The organism is Candidatus Electronema sp. TJ, assembly GCF_048287355.1.
In the GTDB taxonomy this organism is placed as follows: domain Bacteria; phylum Desulfobacterota; class Desulfobulbia; order Desulfobulbales; family Desulfobulbaceae; genus Electronema.
Genome location: NZ_JBLWEP010000025.1, coordinates 1 through 20,932 on the forward strand (window position 1 = coordinate 1; position 20,932 = coordinate 20,932).

19 protein-coding genes are annotated in these 20,932 nt (G+C 57.5%); 12 read left to right on the forward strand and 7 right to left on the reverse strand.

What is annotated here, in order from left to right; translation table 11 throughout:
* Positions 1 to 270: 270 nt before the first annotated feature.
* From ACNKID_RS03310 to mnmA, 3 genes are all read right to left on the reverse strand, one after another.
* Positions 271 to 963 (reverse strand): hypothetical protein, encoded by a 693-nt coding sequence (locus ACNKID_RS03310; RefSeq protein WP_417912013.1) that lies wholly within the window; start codon positions 961 to 963, stop codon positions 271 to 273.
* A 23-nt stretch (positions 964 to 986) separates the two neighbouring features.
* Positions 987 to 3,068, reverse strand: a complete 2,082-nt coding sequence (fusA, locus tag ACNKID_RS03315) for an elongation factor G (RefSeq protein WP_417912014.1) — start codon at positions 3,066 to 3,068, stop codon at positions 987 to 989.
* A 247-nt stretch (positions 3,069 to 3,315) separates the two neighbouring features.
* Entirely contained in the window at positions 3,316 to 4,362 is a 1,047-nt protein-coding gene (gene mnmA / locus ACNKID_RS03320; protein WP_417912015.1) for a tRNA 2-thiouridine(34) synthase MnmA, read from the reverse strand.
* A gap of 416 nt (positions 4,363 to 4,778) precedes the next feature.
* Here mnmA and ACNKID_RS03325 point away from each other — a divergent pair, with 416 nt between their 5' ends.
* The 7 genes from ACNKID_RS03325 to ACNKID_RS03355 all read left to right on the forward strand — a co-directional run bounded on the left by ACNKID_RS03325 (position 4,779) and on the right by ACNKID_RS03355 (position 12,436).
* Entirely contained in the window at positions 4,779 to 6,920 is a 2,142-nt protein-coding gene (locus ACNKID_RS03325; protein WP_417912016.1) for a carboxy terminal-processing peptidase, read from the forward strand.
* 384 nt (positions 6,921 to 7,304) lie between these two features.
* Entirely contained in the window at positions 7,305 to 7,829 is a 525-nt protein-coding gene (locus ACNKID_RS03330; RefSeq protein ID WP_417912017.1) for a hypothetical protein, read from the forward strand.
* Between the two features lie 58 nt (positions 7,830 to 7,887).
* Positions 7,888 to 8,475, forward strand: a complete 588-nt coding sequence (locus ACNKID_RS03335; protein ID WP_417912018.1) for an RsbRD N-terminal domain-containing protein — start codon at positions 7,888 to 7,890, stop codon at positions 8,473 to 8,475.
* Positions 8,476 to 8,514: 39 nt separating this feature from the next.
* Positions 8,515 to 9,531, forward strand: a complete 1,017-nt coding sequence (gene dsrM / locus ACNKID_RS03340) for a sulfate reduction electron transfer complex DsrMKJOP subunit DsrM (protein ID WP_417912019.1) — start codon at positions 8,515 to 8,517, stop codon at positions 9,529 to 9,531.
* Positions 9,532 to 9,561: 30 nt separating this feature from the next.
* Entirely contained in the window at positions 9,562 to 11,193 is a 1,632-nt protein-coding gene (gene dsrK, locus ACNKID_RS03345) for a sulfate reduction electron transfer complex DsrMKJOP subunit DsrK (RefSeq protein WP_417912020.1), read from the forward strand.
* 15 nt (positions 11,194 to 11,208) lie between these two features.
* A complete protein-coding gene (locus ACNKID_RS03350; protein ID WP_417912021.1) occupies positions 11,209 to 11,583 on the forward strand; it encodes a cytochrome C in 375 nt (124 codons plus the stop codon).
* 142 nt (positions 11,584 to 11,725) lie between these two features.
* Positions 11,726 to 12,436, forward strand: coding sequence for a flavodoxin family protein (locus ACNKID_RS03355; protein WP_417912022.1), 711 nt, complete (start codon positions 11,726 to 11,728; stop codon positions 12,434 to 12,436).
* Between the two features lie 62 nt (positions 12,437 to 12,498).
* On the opposite strand, the gene ACNKID_RS03360 is transcribed toward ACNKID_RS03355, so the two are convergent.
* From ACNKID_RS03360 to ACNKID_RS03370, 3 genes are all read right to left on the reverse strand, one after another.
* Positions 12,499 to 13,233 carry an FKBP-type peptidyl-prolyl cis-trans isomerase gene (locus ACNKID_RS03360; protein WP_417912023.1) on the reverse strand — a complete coding sequence of 245 codons (735 nt, stop codon included), beginning with the start codon at positions 13,231 to 13,233 and terminating at the stop codon, positions 12,499 to 12,501.
* Between the two features lie 222 nt (positions 13,234 to 13,455).
* Entirely contained in the window at positions 13,456 to 13,980 is a 525-nt protein-coding gene (locus tag ACNKID_RS03365) for a hypothetical protein (RefSeq protein WP_417912024.1), read from the reverse strand.
* The gene (locus ACNKID_RS03370) at positions 13,958 to 14,158 is read right to left on the reverse strand and encodes a hypothetical protein (RefSeq protein ID WP_417912025.1); all 201 of its coding nucleotides are present in this window, start codon (positions 14,156 to 14,158) and stop codon (positions 13,958 to 13,960) included. The genes ACNKID_RS03365 and ACNKID_RS03370 overlap by 23 nt, the downstream gene beginning before the upstream one ends.
* A 203-nt stretch (positions 14,159 to 14,361) precedes the next feature.
* Here ACNKID_RS03370 and ACNKID_RS03375 point away from each other — a divergent pair, with 203 nt between their 5' ends.
* Positions 14,362 to 15,054: a response regulator gene (locus ACNKID_RS03375; RefSeq protein ID WP_417912031.1), complete on the forward strand. Its 693-nt coding sequence runs from the start codon at positions 14,362 to 14,364 to the stop codon at positions 15,052 to 15,054.
* Between the two features lie 6 nt (positions 15,055 to 15,060).
* Positions 15,061 to 17,187, forward strand: coding sequence for an ATP-binding protein (locus ACNKID_RS03380; protein ID WP_417912026.1), 2,127 nt, complete (start codon positions 15,061 to 15,063; stop codon positions 17,185 to 17,187).
* Here ACNKID_RS03380 and ACNKID_RS03385 read toward each other — a convergent pair.
* Positions 17,184 to 18,869, reverse strand: a complete 1,686-nt coding sequence (locus ACNKID_RS03385; protein WP_417912027.1) for a L,D-transpeptidase family protein — start codon at positions 18,867 to 18,869, stop codon at positions 17,184 to 17,186. The two genes, ACNKID_RS03380 and ACNKID_RS03385, sit on opposite strands and share 4 nt — an antisense overlap.
* Positions 18,870 to 18,922: 53 nt before the next feature.
* Between ACNKID_RS03385 and ACNKID_RS03390 the strand changes: the two genes are divergently transcribed.
* From ACNKID_RS03390 to ACNKID_RS03400, 3 genes are all read left to right on the forward strand, one after another.
* Positions 18,923 to 19,237: a hypothetical protein gene (locus tag ACNKID_RS03390; RefSeq protein WP_417912028.1), complete on the forward strand. Its 315-nt coding sequence runs from the start codon at positions 18,923 to 18,925 to the stop codon at positions 19,235 to 19,237.
* A gap of 23 nt (positions 19,238 to 19,260) precedes the next feature.
* Positions 19,261 to 19,701 (forward strand): single-stranded DNA-binding protein, encoded by a 441-nt coding sequence (locus ACNKID_RS03395; RefSeq protein ID WP_417912029.1) that lies wholly within the window; start codon positions 19,261 to 19,263, stop codon positions 19,699 to 19,701.
* 158 nt (positions 19,702 to 19,859) lie between these two features.
* Positions 19,860 to 20,789 (forward strand): DnaJ C-terminal domain-containing protein, encoded by a 930-nt coding sequence (locus tag ACNKID_RS03400; RefSeq protein ID WP_417912030.1) that lies wholly within the window; start codon positions 19,860 to 19,862, stop codon positions 20,787 to 20,789.
* Positions 20,790 to 20,932: the final 143 nt, after the last annotated feature.

A 20,932-nucleotide genomic window follows, 5' to 3' on the forward strand; every position in this document is an offset into this window, starting at 1 on the left:
CATCGGCGATGGTCTTTGAGACCTTCGGCGAAGGTCCGGCTGAACATCGGCGATGATCTTTGAGACCTTCGGCGAAGGTCCGGCTGAACATCGGCGATGATCTTTGAGACCTTCGGCGAAGGTCCGGCTGAACATCGGCGATGATCTTTGAGACCTTCGGCGAAGGTCCGGCTGAACATCGGCGATGATCTTTGAGACCTTCGGCGAAGGTCCGGCTGAACATCGGCGATGATCTTTGAGACCTTCGGCGAAGGAGCAGGCGTGGATTGGCTATGCCTGCTTGACCATCATGGTGGCAGGATCAAGACGGAGATGGCTGTTCTCCTCCGCCTTCTTGCCGCCGTCGCGGAGGATTTCTAACTGGACGTGATCCTGATACGACTTGAGCAGGGCCACGGTCTCAAAGAGGTCATCCATCTCATGACAGGGCGCAGGCACCCCGGACGGCGACACGCGGGCATCGTCGCGGTGGCTGGTGGCGGAGAACCAGGTTTGCAGCTTCAGCTCCTCCATCAGCGCACGGATGCCTTCCAGCTTGGCATGATCAGCGGCGGCAAAGTCAAAGCCGTCAATCACCACGCAGTCTGGCGTGAAAATGTGCTGCTCGATCAGGTCGTGCAGCCGCTCGGCCAGCCGCTCGCGGTCAAAGCCGCCGACCTTGAAGGTCATGATCATCCGATGCTGCCGCACCATGTCAATCAGCTCGTGCGGCTTGGCCACCGGGCAGTCGTTCAGCACAGCCTGAAGCATGTCGTCGTACCAGAGCTTGGTCTTGTCCAAGCTCTCGCCGACGCTGATATGCAGCACCCGCTTGCCGCGCAGGATCGCATCCAGCGCAATCTGCACCAGCAGGGCGGTTTTGCCGATGCCCGCACGGGCCATGATCAGGCCCATCTTCTTGTCGTTTCCGGTCAGCTTCAGCACCCTCAGGGGGTTCTGCTTGACTAATGGCTCATATCCCATAATGCACCTCGTGGTGGTGTGTGTCAGTTCTTCTTGGAGGCTTCAAAGTCCTTGATCAGCTGCTCGGCCACGCCTTTCGGCACCTGCCGGTAGGCGGCGAACTCCATCGTGAACTCCGCCTTGCCTTGGGTCAGCGAACGCAGCACAGTGGAGTAGCCGAACATCTCGGACAGCGGCATCTCCGCCTCGACCACCGTGTAGCTGGCCTCCTCTGTGGTGCCGACGATCATGCCGCGCCGCTGGTTCAGGCTGCCCATGATCGAGCCTTGGAACTCGGACGGCCCTTCCACTGCCACCTTCATGATCGGCTCCATGATCACCGCGCCTGCCTTGCGGTAGGCTTCTTTGAACGCGCCTTTCGCCGCCTGCTGGAAGGCCATGTCCGAGGAGTCAACCGTATGGTAGCTGCCGTCGTTGATCACCATGCGCACGCCGTTGATTGGTGCGCCGATGAGCAGACCCTTGTCCATTGAAGCCTGGAAGCCCTTGTCGCAGGAGGGGATGAACTCACGGGGAATGGAGCCGCCGACGATCTCGTCAACAAATTCGTAGTTGCCCTCTTCCATTGGCTCCATGTAACCCGCCACCCGGCCAAATTGACCAGAGCCGCCGGTCTGCTTCTTGTGGGTGTAGTCGAAGTCTGCCCGCTGGGTGATGGCCTCGCGGTAGGCGACACGCGGCGCACCGACCTCAACCTCGGCCTTGTACTCGCGTTTCATCCGTTCAATGTACACGTCCAAGTGCAGCTCGCCCATGCCGGAGATGATGGTCTCGCCGGTCTCATGATCCACAAAGGACTTGAAGGTCGGGTCTTCCTTGCAGAAGCGGTTCAGGGCCTTGGAGATGTTGTCCTGGGCCTTGGTGTCCTTCGGCTTGATTGCCAAAGAAATAACCGGGGCCGGGATGTGCATTGAGGTCATAGACCAGTTGATGTTGCCGCCGCAGAAGGTGTCACCGGAAGCGCACTCCACGCCAAACAGGGCGATGATGTCGCCGGAGCCAGCCTCGTCAATCTCCTCCATCTCATTGGCGTGCATCCGCACTAAACGGCCCACTTTGACCTTTTTGCCGGTGCGCGAGTTGACGATGAAGTCGCCTTTCTTAATCTCGCCCTGATAGGTGCGGACATAGGTGAGCTGGCCGTAGCGTCCGTCCTCGAGCTTGAAGGCCAGCGCCACCAGCGGATCAGCCGGGTTGTTGCTGACTTTGACCTCGGCCTCGTTGTTGTCGAGGTCAAGGGCGATGTTCTCCACCTCAGTCGGGCTGGGCAGATACATGTTCACGCCGTCAAGCAGCTCCTGCACGCCCTTGTTCTTATAGGCGGAGCCCATCATCACCGGAGCCAGTTGCAGAGAAAGCGTGCCCTTGCGGATCGCGTCGCGGATCAGCTGCACGGGAATGTCGCCTTCTTCCAGCATGGCCTCCATCAGCTCGTCCGAGAACATGGAGACCGCATCCAGCAGCTCGTCGCGCTTGGTCTTGGCCTGCTCCAGCAGGTTGGCAGGAATCTCGGCGCGGCGGATATCACGGCCCTGCTCGCCCTCGAAATAGACCGCCTCCATCGTCACCAAGTCAACCACACCGTCGAGATCAGCCTCAAGGCCAATGGGAATCTGAAGCATCACCGCGTTCAGGTTCAGCTTCTCGCGGAGCTGACGGACAACGCGCTCTGGGTTGGCACCGGTGCGGTCACACTTGTTGATGAAGGCAATGCGCGGGACGTTGTAGCGGGTCATCTGCCGGTCAACCGTGATGGACTGCGACTGCACGCCGCCCACCGAGCAGAGGACGAGGATGGCACCGTCCAGCACGCGCAGGGCGCGCTCCACCTCGACCGTGAAGTCCACGTGGCCGGGGGTGTCAATGATGTTTATGCTGGTGTCCTTCCACGAGCAGTAGGTGGCGGCGGACTGGATGGTGATGCCGCGCTCCCGCTCCAGCTCCATCGAGTCCATCGTCGCGCCCACGCCGTCCTTGCCGCGCACCTCATGAATGGCGTGGATGCGTTGGGTGTAAAACAGAATGCGTTCGGTGAGCGTGGTCTTGCCCGAGTCAATGTGGGCGCTGATGCCGATGTTCCGCACAAATTTCAAATCTTTGTTCATCTCTGATTCCTCTGCTTCCTGACTGCTGTGATCTTCCCCGGCCTGCCCCGGACGGAACCCAGCCGCCCGCCTGCAAACGTCAGTTGAAAAATAAAAAAAGGAGTCACAGCATTCTGCAACCCCTTGACACGTGCCCCATGCCACCGCTGCCTGGCGACAGGCGGCTGCCTGAAAAAAAAGAATCTATATACACTGAATTGCCCGGCTGCGCAAGCCTAAAGCGGCAGGGGCGGGATGAAAACGGACGTTATTTGGAAAACGGCATCTGCTGGATAATCCCGGAACCAGCCACTCGGTCGTCTTCATAGAAGACTGCAAACTGTCCCGGCGTGACCGCCCGCTGCGGCTCGTCAAAGCAGACCCGCCAGCAGCCGTTCTCCGCAGGCACGGCCCTCGCCTCGGCAGCCTGATGGTGCGAACGAAGCTGCACCTGGCCTTGCCAGGGCTCTGGCGGCGGAATATGCCACTCCACCTCGGCCAGCAGCAGCTCACGCCGGAACAGCTCCTCATTCTTGCCGGCAATCACCCGGTTGCTGCCTGCATCTATTCCGGTGACATACCACGGGGTCGCGTCAGGCAGGCCCAGTCCGCGCCGCTGGCCCACCGTGTATTTCCAGCAGCCTTGATGCCTGCCGAGCACCCTGCCGTCTGCCGTGACAATCTCGCCGCCGCAGCTCTCCAGCCCTTCCTTGCGCAGAAACGAGGTCAAGTCCTGCCCGGCAAGGAAACAGACATCCTGACTCTCGCCGCCTGTCTTGAATTGGCTGAAGCCCAGCTCCGCCGCCCGGGCGAAGACCTCGCTTTTTCGCCAAGTCCCCAGCGGCAGGATGAGCCGCTCCAGCTGCGCCGCGCTCAGGCGGCAGAGGAAATAGGACTGGTCTTTGCCCGGATCGAGGCCACGGCGCAGGCAGCCGTCCTTTGTCCGAGCATAATGGCCGGTGGCCATTGCCTCCATGCCCTGCGCGGCCATCGCCTCAAAAAGGAGGCCGAATTTGATCAGTCGGTTGCAAAGGATGCAGGGGTTTGGGGTCAAACCTTGGCAGTAGGCGGCGGCAAAGGCGGCGATGACCTGCTGGCGGAACTCCTCGCGCAGGTCAACGAGGTGCAGCGGAATGCCGAGCTGATCGGCGACAGCCTGCGCCTTGGCGGCCTGCTCTCCGCTCTCCGGCAGCAGGAGCATGAAAAAGCCCTGCACGGCAACACCTTGATCCAGCAGCAGGGCTGCGGCGGTTGCAGAGTCAACCCCGCCACTGAGGGCGATGCCGATGGTTCCGGGAAGAGATGAAGAAATCATTTTAAGGTCACCGAAATGGATATGATATGAAGCCGTGTCGAGAAAAACAATACAGTTCCCTGTGTTGCTCTGCTTTGCCAATCCACTCATATGGCCAAAGCGGTATAAAATGACTGTAGCTGGAGCAGTATAAAACGTTTCTCCTGCAAGCTTTGCGCCGCAGGGGCAGGCCCCTGCGGGATGGACAATCTGGCGCAGGGCAAGGGAATCATTGCATGATGCTTCAGATGTATTCCTCTTCTTGGCGCAAGCCGCGTTATTTTCTGCGCATTCTTTTTGCCTGTTTACATTTTACCCAGCCCGTGGTATGAAACTCTGTCCGGCTTCGCTGAGCATGTTCAGCTGAACAGCTTATAACCACTGTTTCCCGCAGACCGGCCTCTGGCCGTTTTTTTGTATTCTTTTGGAGTCTTCCCATGCGGCTGCATCGTTTTCTCCTCGGCGGCGTTGTTCTGGTGGTCTTGTTCTTCGGCGCATCAATTCACGGCAAGGTCCTGCCGACCGAATTTGATGCCGGGCGGAACCGTCTGATTGGCTACATGCTCAGTCAGCAGCTGCAGCGGCAGCATTTCAGCCGCAAGCCTTTTGACAAACAGATGTCCAAGGCGGCTTACACGCTGTACCTGAAGCAGCTTGACCCGCGCAAGCTGCTCCTTCTCGCCGAAGACATACGGCAGCTTGACGCATTTGCGGAGAAAATTCAAGAGGAGCTGAGCAGCGGGCGCATTCTGCTGCCTGATGCGGGCATGGCCTTGCTCAACCGGCGGGCTGGAGAGGTCAGCAAGCTGGCTGACCAGCTGTTAGATGCCGGATTTGATTCCAACCGGATTGAGTATCTGCAAACCGACCCGGAGAAAACAGATTATCCGGCCAATGCTGAAGAGCTGCGGGAACGCTGGCGGCGCGCTCTTAAGCTGGATGTGATAGATACTTATCTTGAAGAGATTGACCAGGAGAACAAAAAGCGGGAGGCAGCCAAGCGGCCCCTGATCAATCCTGAAAGCGCGGAGATTGATCAGCAGTTTTGGGCGGCGGCAGTAGAAAAGGTGCGGAAAAAGACGCGCCGTTTCTTGGAGAGGCTGCAAAAAACAGATCGTCAGGAGCACTACAGCCGCTATTTCGACACGATCGCCAGAGCCTTCGATCCGCACACCAGCTACATGCCTCCCACCTCCAAAGAGGATTTCGACATCCACATGCGCGGCACCTTGGAGGGCATCGGTGCGCTGCTGAAGGAGGATGACGGCCAGATCAAAGTGGTGAGCATCATTCCCGGCAGTCCGGCTGAGGCCCAAGGCCAGCTTCAAGCCGAAGATGCCATCATGGCCGTTGCTGACGAGGAAAAAAGCGAGCCGGTGGACATCTCGGCCATGACCATCCGTGATGCGGTGGCCCTCATCCGCGGCCCCAAGGGCAGCACGGTGCGCCTGACTGTCGCCAAACCTGACGGCACACGCCTTGTCATCCCCATTGTCCGCGACGTGGTCAAACTGGAGGACACCTATGTCAAATCGGCGGTTCTCAAAAACAAGCAGGGACGCAAGGTCGGCTACATCCGCATTCCCAGCTTTTACCGGGACTTTTCCGACAACAATCGGAGCAATGTCTCCCGCAATGTCACTGATGACACCCGCAGCGAGCTGAACAAACTGACAAAAGAAGGCGTAGCCGGACTGATTCTTGATCTGCGCGGCAACGGCGGCGGCTCGCTTTCGGACGCGGTGGATGTGTCCGGGCTGTTTCTGCCTGGCGGGCCGGTGGTGCAGGTGAAAGATTCCACCGGCAAGATTGCAGTGCTGGAAGATGAGGACAAGAATCTTGCCTATGACGGCCCAATGATCGTGCTGGTCAACCAGTTTGCCGCCTCGGCTTCGGAAATTTTGGCCGGAGCACTGCAAGACTACGGTCGGGCCTTGGTGGTCGGCGGAGCGCACACCCACGGCAAAGGCACAGTGCAGGCCCTGTTGGACATGAACCGCAATCTGCCGCTGTTGCATCTGAAAAAATATGACGACTTGGGTGCGCTGAAAGTCACGATTCAGCAGTTCTACCGGATCAACGGCAGCTCAACACAGTACAAAGGCGTTGAGCCGGACGTGGTGCTGCCCAGCATGCTGGATTATTTGGAAAGCGGCGAGCAGTATTTAGACAACTCCCTGCCGTGGGATCAGGTGAAGGCCGTCTCCTACAGAACATGGAGCGGTCCCCGCATTGACCCGGCCGCCGCCCATTTAAAAACTGACCGCTACTTGTCTGAGAGCGAGAAGTTCAAAAAGATCGAGGTGGAACGCCTGCGCGCTAAGGAGCGCAAGGAAAAAAGTCTGGTGCCGGTTTATCTGGCCGGGGTGCTGAAAGACCGCAAGGAGCTGGAGCAGTCGAGAAAAGAAGCCGAAGCGGCCGGAGTTCGTGACGGCGACGAAGAGGACGAAGAAGCGCATGGGAAAAAGGGCAAAAAGAGCTTGGCCGAGGAGCTGGCGCAAGATCCTTATGCCGACCTTGCTCTCACGCTGATGGATGATTCAGCAGCCGTGGCGGAAAATTCAAGCCGCAAAAAGTAAGCAAAGGAAGGGTGCAGCTCGTTTGCCAGCAAGTTCTATTCGGCCAAGCCGGACTCCTTTGCAAGTCGGCAAAACTCTTCTTTTGGCGAGTATAACTCCTTTGTCAGTGAGCAAGAAAGGACAACCCAAGTTGTGACCTCTGCTGTTCACGGAAAAGTTTCTTGCGCATGCCGGGCGGAAGGAGAAGCATAAACCTTATGCGGAAGTTTTTTTGCTCAGCCCAGCCTGAAGCGTCCGCTTTGCCCGCAGGCATGGCTGTTTCTGCGCGTTCAAGGCAGCTCTGCTGAATTATTCTGTTTTCCCGCCGCCTGCGCCGGAAGGATGCTCGCTGCAAGTGCGGCGGAGTGCGCTTGCTTTGCCCTGATTCCAATTGGAATCGTGTCAATGTCGATTGGAATCAGGGCAAAGTCAATTGGAATTGGAGCGTTTCCGATTGGAACCGGGGCAATTCCAATTGGAATCGGGTTGATTCCGGCAGGAATCGTGTCAATGTCGATTGGAATCAGGGCAAAGTCAATTGGAACCGGGCCGATTCCAATCGGAATCAGGCTGATTCCAACCGGAATCGGGTTGATTCCGGCAGGAATTGTGTCAATTCCAACTGGAATCAGGGCGATTCCAATTGACTTTGCCCCGGTTCCAATCGAAAACGCCCCGGTTCCAATTGGAATCGGGGCGATGCAAACGCGTTTTCAGCTGCCGCTGCGGGCGTTCAGCCGGAGCAAAGCGGTTCCGCAGCGCATGACGCAGCCTTCCGCCTGGCTGCAATTTCTGCAAGAGTTCAAAACAGAGCAGTCCTCAAAACGTAGTGACAACCCAAGTTGTTGCAGGTCGCAACTTGGGTTAATTCATGGCGAAGGAGAAAAAACCGCGACAGAAGAACCCGGTTCGCTCGCCGCTGCAACCTGATTGAGTTGATTTCGAGAAGAGGTCGCATCAATTTTTCTGTTGAAATCAGCCCACGATTATGATAGAGCAAAAGATCATCATGCAGAGCCTCAGTGAAGCCTTGAAGCGCAACGAGGATGCCATTCTTGCCCTGTGGACGGAACGGACGCTGGACACCTATGAGTCTTCCGACTTTTTCAAGAAATCGCAGGATTGTTTCGCCAATCCAGTTGGCGCGAACATCCGTGAGGGCTTGGCGCAAATCTTTCGTTTGCTGATTGCCGGAGCGGATTCCTCAGAATTCACCAAACCGCTGGACATGATCATCCGCATCCGGGCAGTGCAGAACTTCACGCCCTCGCAGGCGGTCGCGCCGATTCTGGCTTTAAAGGCAGTTGTGCGTCAAGTATTCTCGACGGACAAGGACTGCCGGAATTTGCTTTCAGAGCTGGCTCCGTTCGAGGCTGAAGCAGATCGGATGATGCTCCTCGCCTTTGATCTGTACATGGAATGCCGGGAGCGGCTGTACAAAGCAAGAATCCGGGAGCTGAAAAGCGGCAGCTACATTCTCACCGATTCAGCCTGCGCTTCAGCATTGATCCGGGAAAATTTGCGGGAACTGTCGCCTACAGCACGAACAGGAGGCTGCGCAGCGGACAAAGCATAGTGTTTATGCTTTAAGATATTTTTTTAAAGGGAGCGATCAATGAAGCACATCTTCCCCTTGGTTGCAGTCATCGCTTTGGCGCTGATTGCGTGGATCGGGTCCAACATACCCGGCCTGCAATACCTTTTCGGTGTTGCGGTGCCGTATGCGGCCTTGATTCTTTTTGTCGGCGGCTTCTGCTGGCGGGTTCTTTATTGGGCCAAGTCGCCGGTGCCGTTCCGCATCCCCACTACCTGCGGGCAGGGTTTTTCTATGCCTTGGGTGAAGCGGGACAAATTCGAGGCCCCGGTCAGCACCGGCGAAGTGCTGGGCCGGATGTTCATGGAGATCGTCTTTTTCCGCTCTCTCTGGCGCAACACCAAGGCCACCATCAAACCTGGCCCGGAGCTGACCTACACGTCCACCCGCTGGCTTTGGCTCTTCGGCATCCTCTTCCATTACAGCATGTTGGTGATTCTGCTCCGGCATTTCCGCCTCTTTGTCGGGTCGGAGCTGTTCTTGGTCACTGCCTTGGAGGCAATTGACGGATTCACCCTCAATCCCACCCCGGAGCTGTCGCTTTATGTCACCGACGCGTTGATTCTGATTGGTCTGGTCGCCCTGCTGCTCCGCCGTTTCTTGATTAAAACGGTGAACTACATCTCCTTGGCCAACGATTACTTCCCGCTCTTCCTCCTGATCGGCATTGCCCTCACCGGCATCTTGATGCGTTATTTTCTCCGCTCCGGCGTGGACATTGTCGCCATCAAGCAGCTCGCTCTCGGCCTGACCACCTTCAAGCCGGTTGTTCCCGCAGACATCGCCTCAATCTTTTACGTACACCTGTTCTTAGTCTCCTGCCTGCTGGCCTACTTCCCCTTCTCCAAGCTGATGCACATGGGCGGAGTCTTTCTCAGCCCGACCCGCAATCTGGCCAATGACAGCCGGATGCGGCGGCACATCAATCCGTGGAACCCGGACATCAGGCCGCATTCCTATGCGTCTTACGAGGACGAATTCCGGGCGGACATGATCGAGCAGGGCATCCCGGTTGAAAAAGAACTGCCGCAAGGCTGACGAATAACAGGTGGACAAGGGACTATCACAATGGCCGTTATAAAAAAAGATGAGCTGGCGCGGAGCGTGGTCGAAGACCCGACCCTGATGACCGGCTCCATGCCGGACAAAGACTGGATGGATATCCCGGCGGTGTTCAAGCCGGGCAACTACGCCTACACGACCAAGCCGGAAAAGCTGGAGTATCTCAACAGTCAGCAGGGCGTGAGCTTCCCCAACGCCCGCGCTTGGAACCCGGAAGATGAGGACTGGAAGCTGCCGCCGAATTGGAAGGAAATCATCATCAAGGGGCTGGCAGATCGCTTAGACCGCTTCCGCTCTCTGAAGATATTCATGGACTGCTGCGTCCGCTGCGGTGCTTGCGCGGACAAGTGCCATTTCTTCCTTGGCACTGGCGATCCGAAGAACATGCCGGTGCTGCGGGCCGAACTGCTGCGCTCAGTCTATCGCCAGGAGTTCACCTTGGCAGGCAAGCTGCTCGGCAAGATGGCGGGCGGACGTGAAATGACTGTCGGCGTGCTGAAAGAGTGGTTCATGTACGCTTATCAATGCACGGAATGCCGCCGCTGCTCCGTCTTCTGCCCGTATGGCATTGACACCGCCGAGATCACCATGATGCTGCGCGAGTTGCTGCACATGGTCGGCTGCGGCATCAACTGGGCGATGGAGCCGGTTTCCAACTCCAACCGGACTGGCAACCACATGGGCCTGACTCCGCAGGCCTTCAAGGGCAATGTCGAGTTCCTTTGCGATGACATCGAGAACCTGACCGGCATCCGGGTCAATCCGACCTTCAACCGCAAAGGCGCGGAGGTGCTCTTTATCACTCCGTCCGCAGACGTGTTCGCCGAGCCGGGCATCTTCACCTGCATGGGCTATCTGCTGCTCTTTGAGGCCATCGGCTTGGACTACACTTGGTCAACCTACGCCTCGGAAGGCGGCAACTTCGGCCTCTTCACCTCCAACGAGATGATGAAGAAGCTGAACGGCAAGATGTATGCCGAGGCTAAACGCTTGGGTGTGAAGTGGATACTCGGTGGTGAGTGCGGTCACATGTGGCGCGTCATTCATCAGTACATGGACACCATGAATGGCCCGACAGACTTCCTTGAAGTGCCGAAATCGCCAGTCACCGGCACGGTCTTTGAGAATGCGGCCTCGACTAAGATGGTGCATATCAGCGAGTTCACCGCCGACCTGATCAAACACGGCAAGATTAAGTTGGACAAGAGCCGCAACGCTCATATCAAGGCCACCTTCCACGATTCTTGTAACCCGGCGCGGGCGATGGGAATGCTGGAAGAGCCGCGCTACATCCTCAACAACGTGCTCGACGAGTGGTACGAAATGCCGGAAAATACCATCCGCGAGAAGACGTTCTGCTGCGGCTCCGGCACGGCCCTGAACACGGAAGAGATCATGGAGCTGCGGATGCGCTCCGGCCTGCCCCGCGCCAACGCGGTCAAGCATGTCTATGACAAGCATGCTATCAACACGCTGGCCTGCGTCTGCGCCATTGACCGCGCCACCCTCAGTGCCCTGATGAACTATTGGGTGCCGGAAGTGCAGGTGGCGGGCGTGAGCGAGCTGGTGGGCAATGCCTTGGTGATTGAGGGCGAAAACAGACAAGACCTGACCGAGGGTCTGCGGACTATGGTCTGACCGGGAGGAGAAACTATGTACGACAGCGGCAAAATCATTCCGGGACTGGCGGTCTTTGTTCTTCTGATCACCTTTCCCTTCTGGTACAACAGCTTTATTGGCAATGTCGGCGCAGCTCCGGCCAAGGATCCTAACCTAGCCCCAGAGATGGCGCAAGGCGCGGCATTTCCGAACGGCCAGAAACATCCGCCAGCGGCGGAAATGCGGGCCAAGCACATGGAGGTGCTCCAAGCCATCCATGCCAATGCCGCAGCAAACATGAAAGGACAGATGCCGACCATGAGCTGTTTGGCCTGCCACGGCGGCAGCAAAGAAAAGTTTTGCGACAGCTGCCATGCCTATGCTTCGGTGAAAACGCCTGATTGCTGGGCTTGCCACGCCAAGCCGTAACTGAGGCAGTATCCCCAGAAAGCCCTCTGGCCAGATTGCGCCGGTCAGAGGGCTTTTCTTATTTTCCGTTCTGTGGTAAAGTATCCTCCCTTTGCTTATCAAGAAAAATGATCAAAATCATCTGCGGAAGCAAAGGTGTCCCATGAGCGGCAGCCCGGCGCAGTCCAAGCGCATTCTTGTCCTGTATTATTCGTTCAGCTCTCAGACCAAAAATCTCGTCCAGTCCCTGCTCGACGGCATGGCGGAATACGAAGCCGAGGTGGTCTGCGAGCGGCTTGTCCCAACCATTCCTCAGCATTTTCCTATCGGCACTATCCCTAAGACGGTTAAAAAAATGATCGTCACGCTCTTCCGGCAGCGCATTCCCATTGAACCGCTGCCGGAACGCTGCTTTGAGCAATACGACCTGATCATCCTCGCTGGGCCGACTTGGTCCTACAACCCCAGCGGCCCGGTGCTCTCGCTCCTTGACCGCGACGGCCAGCGGCTCTTCGCCCAAAAAACAGTGATTCCAGTTATCTCCTGCCGGGGCTTCTGGCGAATGCACTGGTGGGGGATCAAATCATTGCTGAAAAATCTCGGGGCGCGGGTGCCGAACGGGATCATATTCACCCACACCAGCAAGGAGCCGTGGCGGACTGTCGGCGTATTCCTCAAGCTGGCCGGAGAAACGCCGGAGCGGATGTCGTGGATGCAGGATCACTACCCGAAATATGGCCACACCCGCGAGCAGATCGCGGAGGCCCGCCGTTTCGGCGAGCAGATCGGTCGTGCGGTGACGCAGAACGAGGAGTTGGAGCGGTTAGTCTTCAACACCAGCTTGGCGATTTATGAGGAGCGGAGCGGAAACTGAGACAAAAAAAGCCTGATCCCCGAAGGGATCAGGCGCACAGTAAACGGAAGCAACGGACAGAATCAGTTCTTCTTTTCCCCGCCGTCCTCTTTCTTTTGTTCTTCAGCCTTGACGATCTCCAGCAGCTCCACCTCAAATTTCAGCAGGGAACCAGGCTGAATCACCGGAGGCGCACCCCGGTCGCCGTAGGCTAAGTCCGGCGGAATGTACAGCTCGCAGACGCTGCCGACATTCATCAGCTGCAGAGCCTCAGTCCAGCCGGGAATGACTTGGTCAACCCGGAAGCGGGCCGGCTCATTCCGCTTGTGCGAGCTGTCAAACTCGGAACCGTTCAGCAGCGTGCCCCTGTAGTGCACTTTGACTACGTCGGAATTAGTTGGCTTCGGGCCGCTGCCTTCCTTGATGACTTTGTATTGGAGACCAGACTGCGTGGTCTTCACCCCTTCCTTGCCCTTGTTCTCCGCCAAAAATTTTTGAGCGGCCTCTTTGTTGACCGTCAGCATAGCCATAAACTTCTCTTGCTGCCGTTTGCCGAAATTTTGCTGCTCCTGAGCCGCCTCCTCCGCAGTCATCAATGTTTTGGCACCGGGAATGTAGGCATCGGTCATGCCCTGCTGAATGATGGCCAAGTCGAATTTTTCCCCCAGTCCTTTCAGGTAGGAGCCAAAGTCCATGCCTATCGCGTAGCTGAAGCGCTGCTCTTCTGTCTCCAGCTTCACCGGCTTCTCCTCTGCCGCCGCTGCCGGACCAGAGGCCAGCATCAAACCCAACACCGCATATGCTGCAAACTTCTTCATATTTTCTCCTTAAAGCTGTTGCCGTGATCTGGCCGACGTGCGTAGTCCTGAGCACTGCTCCTGCCAGCCAGTAAAATGATCAGAATAATACTACCTGATGTCGCCTGAAAAAAAAAAGAACTTTTCAAGAGGGCTGTCCTTTTCCTTTTTTTGGGGGAGTGGGCGGAAGATGTTCCGTCCCTTTCGGCAAGAAGGGGACGGCGGGAGGATAAACGGAGTTGCTCAGGCAAAGCAGAGACCGCAGTCAGGGCAGGTGTTCAAGCTGGTGGAAAAATGGCAGCCGCAGGCCGGACAAAGGGTGGAGTCAGCCGCAGCGTCAAACACAGCCCCAGCGACGGCAAGTTCCTGCTCGCTTAGGCCGGTAGAACGCAGGTGCTCACGGACGAGAACAGCCTGAGCTTCCTTCGCATCAGCGCGGCGTACCTGAATCACAAGGTTGGGTCCGCCGCAGCCGCAGGTTCCGCTGGATTCGCCTGCCGCCAGCGAAGGAATGCCCTTCCGCTTCAGCAATACCTGCACCATCTGCATTTGCAGCAACGGCCCGCTCTGAATGCTGACCAAGTCGTCATCAGGACGGATCGGACAGCAGTCAGCAGGCTGCCGCTCCTGCTGTTGCCGCTCTATAATTTCCCTGCCGCTGATCAGATCGGCGGTGCAGTCGGCGCACCGCCGCACTTCCGCTCGGTACTCGCCGCCGCACTGCAGGCAGTAGTTGCATTCAGGATCAACGGCGTGATTCCGCGCCATGCTGCTGCTCCTGCTGAAGAAGTTTTATGATCGCCGCTGGTTCGGCGGCATCCTCGCCGCTTGCTCCGGCGGCTCCAAACCAGCCGAAGAGCATCAGGGCGGTGACGCTGAGCATGTAAATGGCCACCATCAGGTAACCGGGATCAATCGTTGCAAGCAGGTTGTTTTTTGTCTCCATGTTCTTTCTCCTTCTTTCTTTGGGGGGCTTTCAGCTGTTATTCTGAGCAATGACCGTGACTGTTCCACTGTTGAATGATGACTTGGCGGACAAACAACATGACGAATTGTGACAATAATTTTCCGGTTGGAGAAAAGCTGCGCTGCATGGTATATTTTCTTGTCAGCAGTACGATTTTAATCTTGTCCGCAGCGACCACCGCCATGACCTACCGCATCGCGCTTGTTGAAGACGATCCTAGGCTTCAAGCTAACTACGCCCAAGCCCTGCACCGAGAAGGTTATGAGGTCAGCTCTTACAGCAGCCGCAAGGAGGCGATGGCTGCCTTTGAGCGTACCCTGCCAGACTTGGCCATTTTGGACATTATGCTCGGAGAGGAGATGGAGGGGGGATTTGACCTCTGCCAGCACCTGCGCTCGCTCTCGCCAGTGATTCCTATCATCTTCCTCACTGCCCGCAATTCAGATGTGGACCGAGTCTCTGGTCTGCGGCTGGGGGCATGGGATTATCTGACCAAGGACACCACCACCCTCGACTTTCTCCCGGCCCGCATCTCCGCGCTGTTCCGCACCGTCGAGGCCCTGCGCGGCAACAGCGCGAACAACCGTATCATCGAGCATGGAGACCTGCGCATCGACGAGGACCGCAAGGAGGTGCATTGGCGGGGCCAGCCGGTCAGCCTCACTCTGACCGAGTTCTGGATACTGCTCTGTCTGGCACGGCGGCCCGGCCATGTCAAAAATCATGACCAACTCATGGAGGCGGCCAGTGTCATTGTCACTAACAATGCCATTGCCGCCCACATCCGTCGCATCCGGGACAAATTCCGAGAGAACGATCAGAATTTCAACGCCATCCGCTCTGAGTACGGCATGGGCTACCGCTGGCAGCCCTGAGCGGCAATGCGTTTTCCCCTCCGCTTTAAATTGGCACTGCTCTCCCTGCTGCTGCTGCTCTTCCCTCTGCTGGGGATGCGGCTGAACAGCACCCTCAAAAGCAGCCTGATCGTCAGCCAGAAGGACACCCTCAATTTCACTGCTCAAGCGGTGGCCGCCGCACTGACCAACCGGAGCGATCTCTTTGATCGAGAGCAGTTCCGTTCCCTCAACCAGAGCCGTGACCTTTATCTTTTTCAGCTCTCCAATATCATCCGTTTAGACGGCGCATTGGATGACTGGCAGCCGGAGCTTGCCCAAGCCGAAACTTTCGGCGGCCAAGTGCCAACCGCCTTCAGCTTCCGTCATATGGTTGGCAATCAGGACAAACACCTTTATGCCTTTTTTGAGGTGCGGGATGAGAAGGTGATTTACCGCAGCCGCAGCTCCCTGCGGTTAGACCGCTCTGATCATGTGCAGATACTCATTGAAGACGCAGCAGGGCAGCATAGATACCTGATCGCCCCGCACGAGGAGGGCTGGGTCAACGGCTTTCTCATGCCGGATAATCCGATCAAATTTCCGGTCAGCGAGCAGCGCATTCAAGGCGCATGGAAAGAGACCGGAGCAGGCTATGTGCTGGAGCTCCGCATCCCCTTGGAGCTGCTCGGCAGCAAGCTGGCTTTCACGGTCGCTGATGTGGATGACGAGAAGGAGCGCGGTGTCCGCACCCTGCTGGGCACGGCCAATCTGACGGAGAATCAGGAGCCTGGCTGGCTGCTGGGCACTTCAAAGCCGATTGAGGATATACTCCGCTCCTTAGACCGTCCTTACGCCCGTATCCGGGTGGTGGATCAGAATCAGCGCATACGCGCTCAGGTGGGCAGCCTGCGCAAGCCGGAAAGCCAACTTGCGGACACGGATCAGTTTGCCCGGCTCATGCAGCGGATCAGCGAGCTGCTCCAGCCGCTGTTCCGTTTCTTCATAGCTGCCCTCCCAGACGACATTCAGGAGCCGGTCTCGCAGCCGGCAGAGCTCGATTTGCAAGGGATGAAGGAAGGGTTGGCGGGCAGGCATTCCTTCAGCAGCTACTTGATGAAGGACGGTGGTGCCGAGGTGTTGACGGTCATCACACCACTGCACGACGGGGGGAAAGTTATTGCCGCCGTGGTGGTGGAGCAGACCACCAGTTCCATTCTCGCTTTCAGCAACCGGATGATTGAGGAGACCATCACTCTGTCGGTGTTGGCCTTCCTCCTTGGCGGCGGCATTTTTTTCCTCTTCGCCTACCAGCTCTCAGGCCGGATACGGCGGCTGCGCGATCAAGCAGCCTCGGCCATTGCTCCGGACGGCCACATCCGCAGCGGCATCAAGGTGGATCGAGCGCGGGATGAAATCGGCGATTTGGGCCGGACGCTGGGTGCCATGCTGGAGCAGCTCCGCCAGCAGATCGAGCACCGCGAACAGATGGCCAACAATCTGGAGCATGAAATGCGCACTCCGCTGGCCGGCGTGGCTGCCTCGCTGAAGAATCTCAAGCAGGAGCAGCTCCGCCAGCAGGAAAATCCGCCCTCAAAACAGGTTATGGAGTACATCCGCTGGGCTGAGCGTGACGTGGAGCGGCTGGAGGGCCTGCTCACCTCGATCCGCGAGGCGGCCAGCCTCAAAAACGCTCTGCTTTTGGACAGCAAGGAGCCGCTGGACTTGGGCCGGGCACTCTCAATGTGGCTGGAACACAGCTGGCAGCTGGCGTTCGGTGGAGTGGATTTTGTCTGGCAGCCGCCGGATGAGGAGGTGCTGGTGGAGGGCGATCCGGTACGCCTGCATCAGGCTTTGGACAAGCTGGTGGAGAACGCGGTCTCTTTCCGCCTGCCAGAAACGCCGGTGGAGCTGCGGCTGGAACGGCAGAGCGAGACTGTCTCCGTACAGGTCATAAATCAGGGACCGAGCATCGAACCCAGCCTCCAGCAGCAGATTTTCAACTCCATGACTTCGCACCGGCCCCTCAAGGACGACCGACCGCACATGGGACTGGGGCTGTACATCGTCCGCACTATCATGGAGCATCATAACGGCAAGGTCAGCGTTCGCAACTTAGATGACGGCAGAAGCGGGGCAGCCTTCACCATCAGCCTGCCCAGAGTGAGGTTTTAATCAGGGAGAGAAAAGCATATGCCTTCAATGCCTCCGGAGAGATGCAGGGATTCGGCAAGATGCGTGTCGTTACCGTAGATATCTTCATAAAAATGGGCGGTGCCGTCCTCGGCAGCCAAGACAGTCAGATAGAGTAGATGCACTGGCACCGGCTTCCTAAGCAGAAAGACCTGCTGCTTCTTTGAAGCCACTGCTTGTTGCAGCCGTTCTTGGCTAATGTTCTGACCGTCCTGCTGGAGCAGGTGCAGGGCAAGATCAAGAGGACGGCTTACCCGGATGCAGCCGTGACTGAGGGAGCGCCGCGCCTGCTGAAACAGGCTGCGGCCCGGCGTATCGTGCATGTAGATGCTGCTGCGGTTGGGAAAAACGAATTTGACTGAGCCCAAGGCATTGCTTGGTCCTGGCTCTTGGCGCAGGCGGTATCGAGTGATGCCAGAGCCGATGGTGTGCCAGTTGATGGCGGAAGGAGGTATCTCTGGCGCACTGCCACTCCAGCCCGCGAAGATGCGGATGCGTTGCCTGTCCAGATATCCGGGATCTTTTTTCATTTTTGGCACGATTTCTTTCCAAGCGATGGAGCTTGGCACCGTCCAATAGGGATTGATTTCGATGTAGCTCATGGCTTGGCTGAACACTGGCGTTTTGGTGTGTGTTTCGCCTACAATTACCGGCATGGAAAGCTCTTCTGCCGTGTCGAGCATGACAGTCAGGGTGAAGCCTGCGATGTTGACCAAGATGCGGCGACCTGCGAGCTGGTGTGGCAGCCAGCGCCAGCGCTCCAAATTGAGCATGATCCTGCTGACCTGCTCCTGCACCGGAATGTTCAGGGCGGCCAAGGTTATCTTGCCGACGATGCCGTCCGGTTCCAGATTATGACGGTTTTGGAATTGTTTTAACGCTTTGACAAGCGCACCCTCGTGCCGGAGAAAGGGTTTGGCGGCTTCCGTTTTTGACAGATCGCCTGTGGCCAGCAGCCGCTGGACGAGCAGGCTGAGGCGGCTATCCGTCATGCCTATTTCAATTTTTTTTCCATCCGGAATATGAGGCCAGCCGCCAACTGCCTCAATCTGGCGGTATTCGGCTAGCAGCCGCTTTAAAGCGCGGTAGGCTTTATGCTGCGGCGGCTGCATTTCCAAAAAATGACTCAGATCAACAGTACGCAGTCCCTGCTTGACCACTTGAGACATATCGCTGCCGCTGCCACGGACAGCGGCGAGCAGAGCGGGGTCAAAGCCTACGCTGGCAGCCTGTCCTTTCCGCATGTCGGTGACATAGGCGCTCAGGGCTAAGGTGAGCAGCAAGTCAAGGCGGGCCAGCTCCTCCGTTGTCTTGGCGGTTGAAAGAAGAGCGGCTATGTCGGCGGCGGGATAGCGGGCTGGAGTCAGCCCGTCTTCCGCCGTCCGCGCCAGCGCGGCCAGCAGCTGCATGATTCTGGTACGGTCCGCCGGGCCGGCTTCTGTCACCCAATACGGCGCGAAACCACTATCCGTGTACAGTTCCGTCAGCAGGGTATCCATCTGAGTCGGCTCTCCTTTCATGCTGCTGACATGCAGTCGGGCTGTCGGACGGCTTTTCAACAGCCAGAAGAGCTGATCCCCTATTTCGGACAGATCGAGCGGCGGGATATCCGGCAGACCCTGCGGCTGACTCAGACACTGCGACGGCCCGTTACTCTGAGTCATCGCGCCCAAACTGAAAAGCAGAACAGCAGCAGCCTGCGCAGTCATGAGCAGAAATGCTGACGCGGCCTTTCTGGCTTGAAATGAACCGAGAAACCCCATCATGCTATGCTGTTCTTCCAGAGCGGTCGGTTGATCAAAAAGAAAACTGCGAAGCAGACGGCTCCGCTGTGTGCCGTTCCCGGAACAGTCTCCGGGCGGTAAAAAAGTCAAATACGTTTAGTACAATTTATTATACTATACCGGAAGCGCAACCGGCAGGCAAGCTCCGCAGTTCCCTTTTTCATGCTTGCGCCTTTCGGGCCGCAAAAGAGGCTGCTTTTTTTCGCGCCGAGGTTTATGATGAGGCTGGAAATGGCAGCCTGATCTGAAAACAACACAGCAAAGGTGAGAAATGATCAATAAAGTGATTTTAATCGGCAATCTTGGCAAGGATCCAGAGATGCGGTACACGCAGGCAGGAATGCCGGTGGCTTCGTTCAGTCTTGCCACTTCCGAACGCCGCAAAGGGCAGGATGGCCAGATGCAGGAGCAGACCGAATGGCACAGCATTGTCGCATGGGACAAACTGGCGGAAATCTGCAAAGAATACCTGCATAAAGGCTCAAAGGTCTATATTGAAGGAAAACTTCAGACCCGGAAATGGCAGGATAAAGACGGCCATGACCGCTGGACAACCGAGATTGTCGCCCGCGACATGAAGATGCTGACACCCAAGGGCGGAGAAATCGGCGGCTATTACAGCGGCGATCCTGGCCCGGCTGCCGGAGGGCCTCCCAGCGGCTACGAGACCTATTCCGGTTCCGGCGGCACAGGCAGCGACGTGCCCTTCTGACAGCAAGCAGCCAGCGGCGCGTTCAGGGCGGCGGACAGCAGCGTCCGGCCGCCCTTGCTCTTTCGCGCATGGCATGGACAAATGCGGAATTGTTCTTATAGTGTTTTCTGCCGGAAGGGCGGAAGTGCTGACTGAACAGAACATATCCAGAAATTGCTATGGAATACTATAAGATACTCGGTGTGGAAAAAACAGCTTCGGCGGACGAGATCAAAAAAGCCTACCGCAAGCTGGCGGTGAAGTATCACCCGGACAAAAATCCGGGCGACAAGGCTGCGGAGGCCAAGTTCAAGGAGATCAGCGAGGCCTACGCCGTGCTCTCGGATGAGAAAAAGCGGAAGGAGTACGACATGTACGGCGCAGCCGGCTTCCAGAAGCGCTACTCGCAGGAGGACATTTTCCGCAACTTTGACCTCAACGACATCCTCAGCCAGTTCGGCTTCGGCGGCAGCGGCGGCGGGCGGACGAGTTTCCGTTTCGGCGGCAGCGGCGGCAGCCCCTTTGATTTTTTCAGTCAGGCCGGAGGCGGCTGTGGTGGCGGAGGCTGCCGTCCGCAGCAGGCGGCCAAAGGCGAGGATCAGACCTACGAGCTGGCTGTCACCTTGGAGGAGGTGCTGCACGGCGCGGAGAAGACCATCAGTCTGCGCCGCAGCGGCGCGGCGGAAAATGTCTCAGTCAAGGTGCCCAAAGGCATTGAGAGCGGCAAACGGCTGCGTCTGAGCGGCAAGGGTGCGCCTTCCCCGCACGGCGGCCAGCCCGGTGATCTTTATCTGAAAGTGACTGTGCTGCCGCACGAGCAGTTCATCCGCGACGGCGACAACCTGATCATGGAGAAAAAAGTTCCTTTCAGCGCGGCCTGCCTCGGCGCGGCGGTGGAGATCATTGCCTTAGACGGCAAGGTTTTCAAAATCAAGGCACCTGCTGGGGTGCAGCCGGAGGCCAAGCTGCGGATTAAGGGGCAGGGACTGCCATCTGGGCCGATTGGCGGACGCGGCGACTTGTTCGTAAAAATGTTGGTGCAGGTGCCGAAGCAGCTCAGCGGCGAGCAGGAGCTGCTGGTCAAAGAATTGGCGCAGGTTGGGCTGTAATTCTGCGCACGGCGGCACTGATTTGGCGATGAACGATCTCACTAACCCAAGTTGTGACCTATAAATCTTGGTAGTCCTCAAGATGTAGTGATACGTTTTCTTCAAGGCTGGAACTTTTCAGCAGTCCTCGTTATATTTCTGTA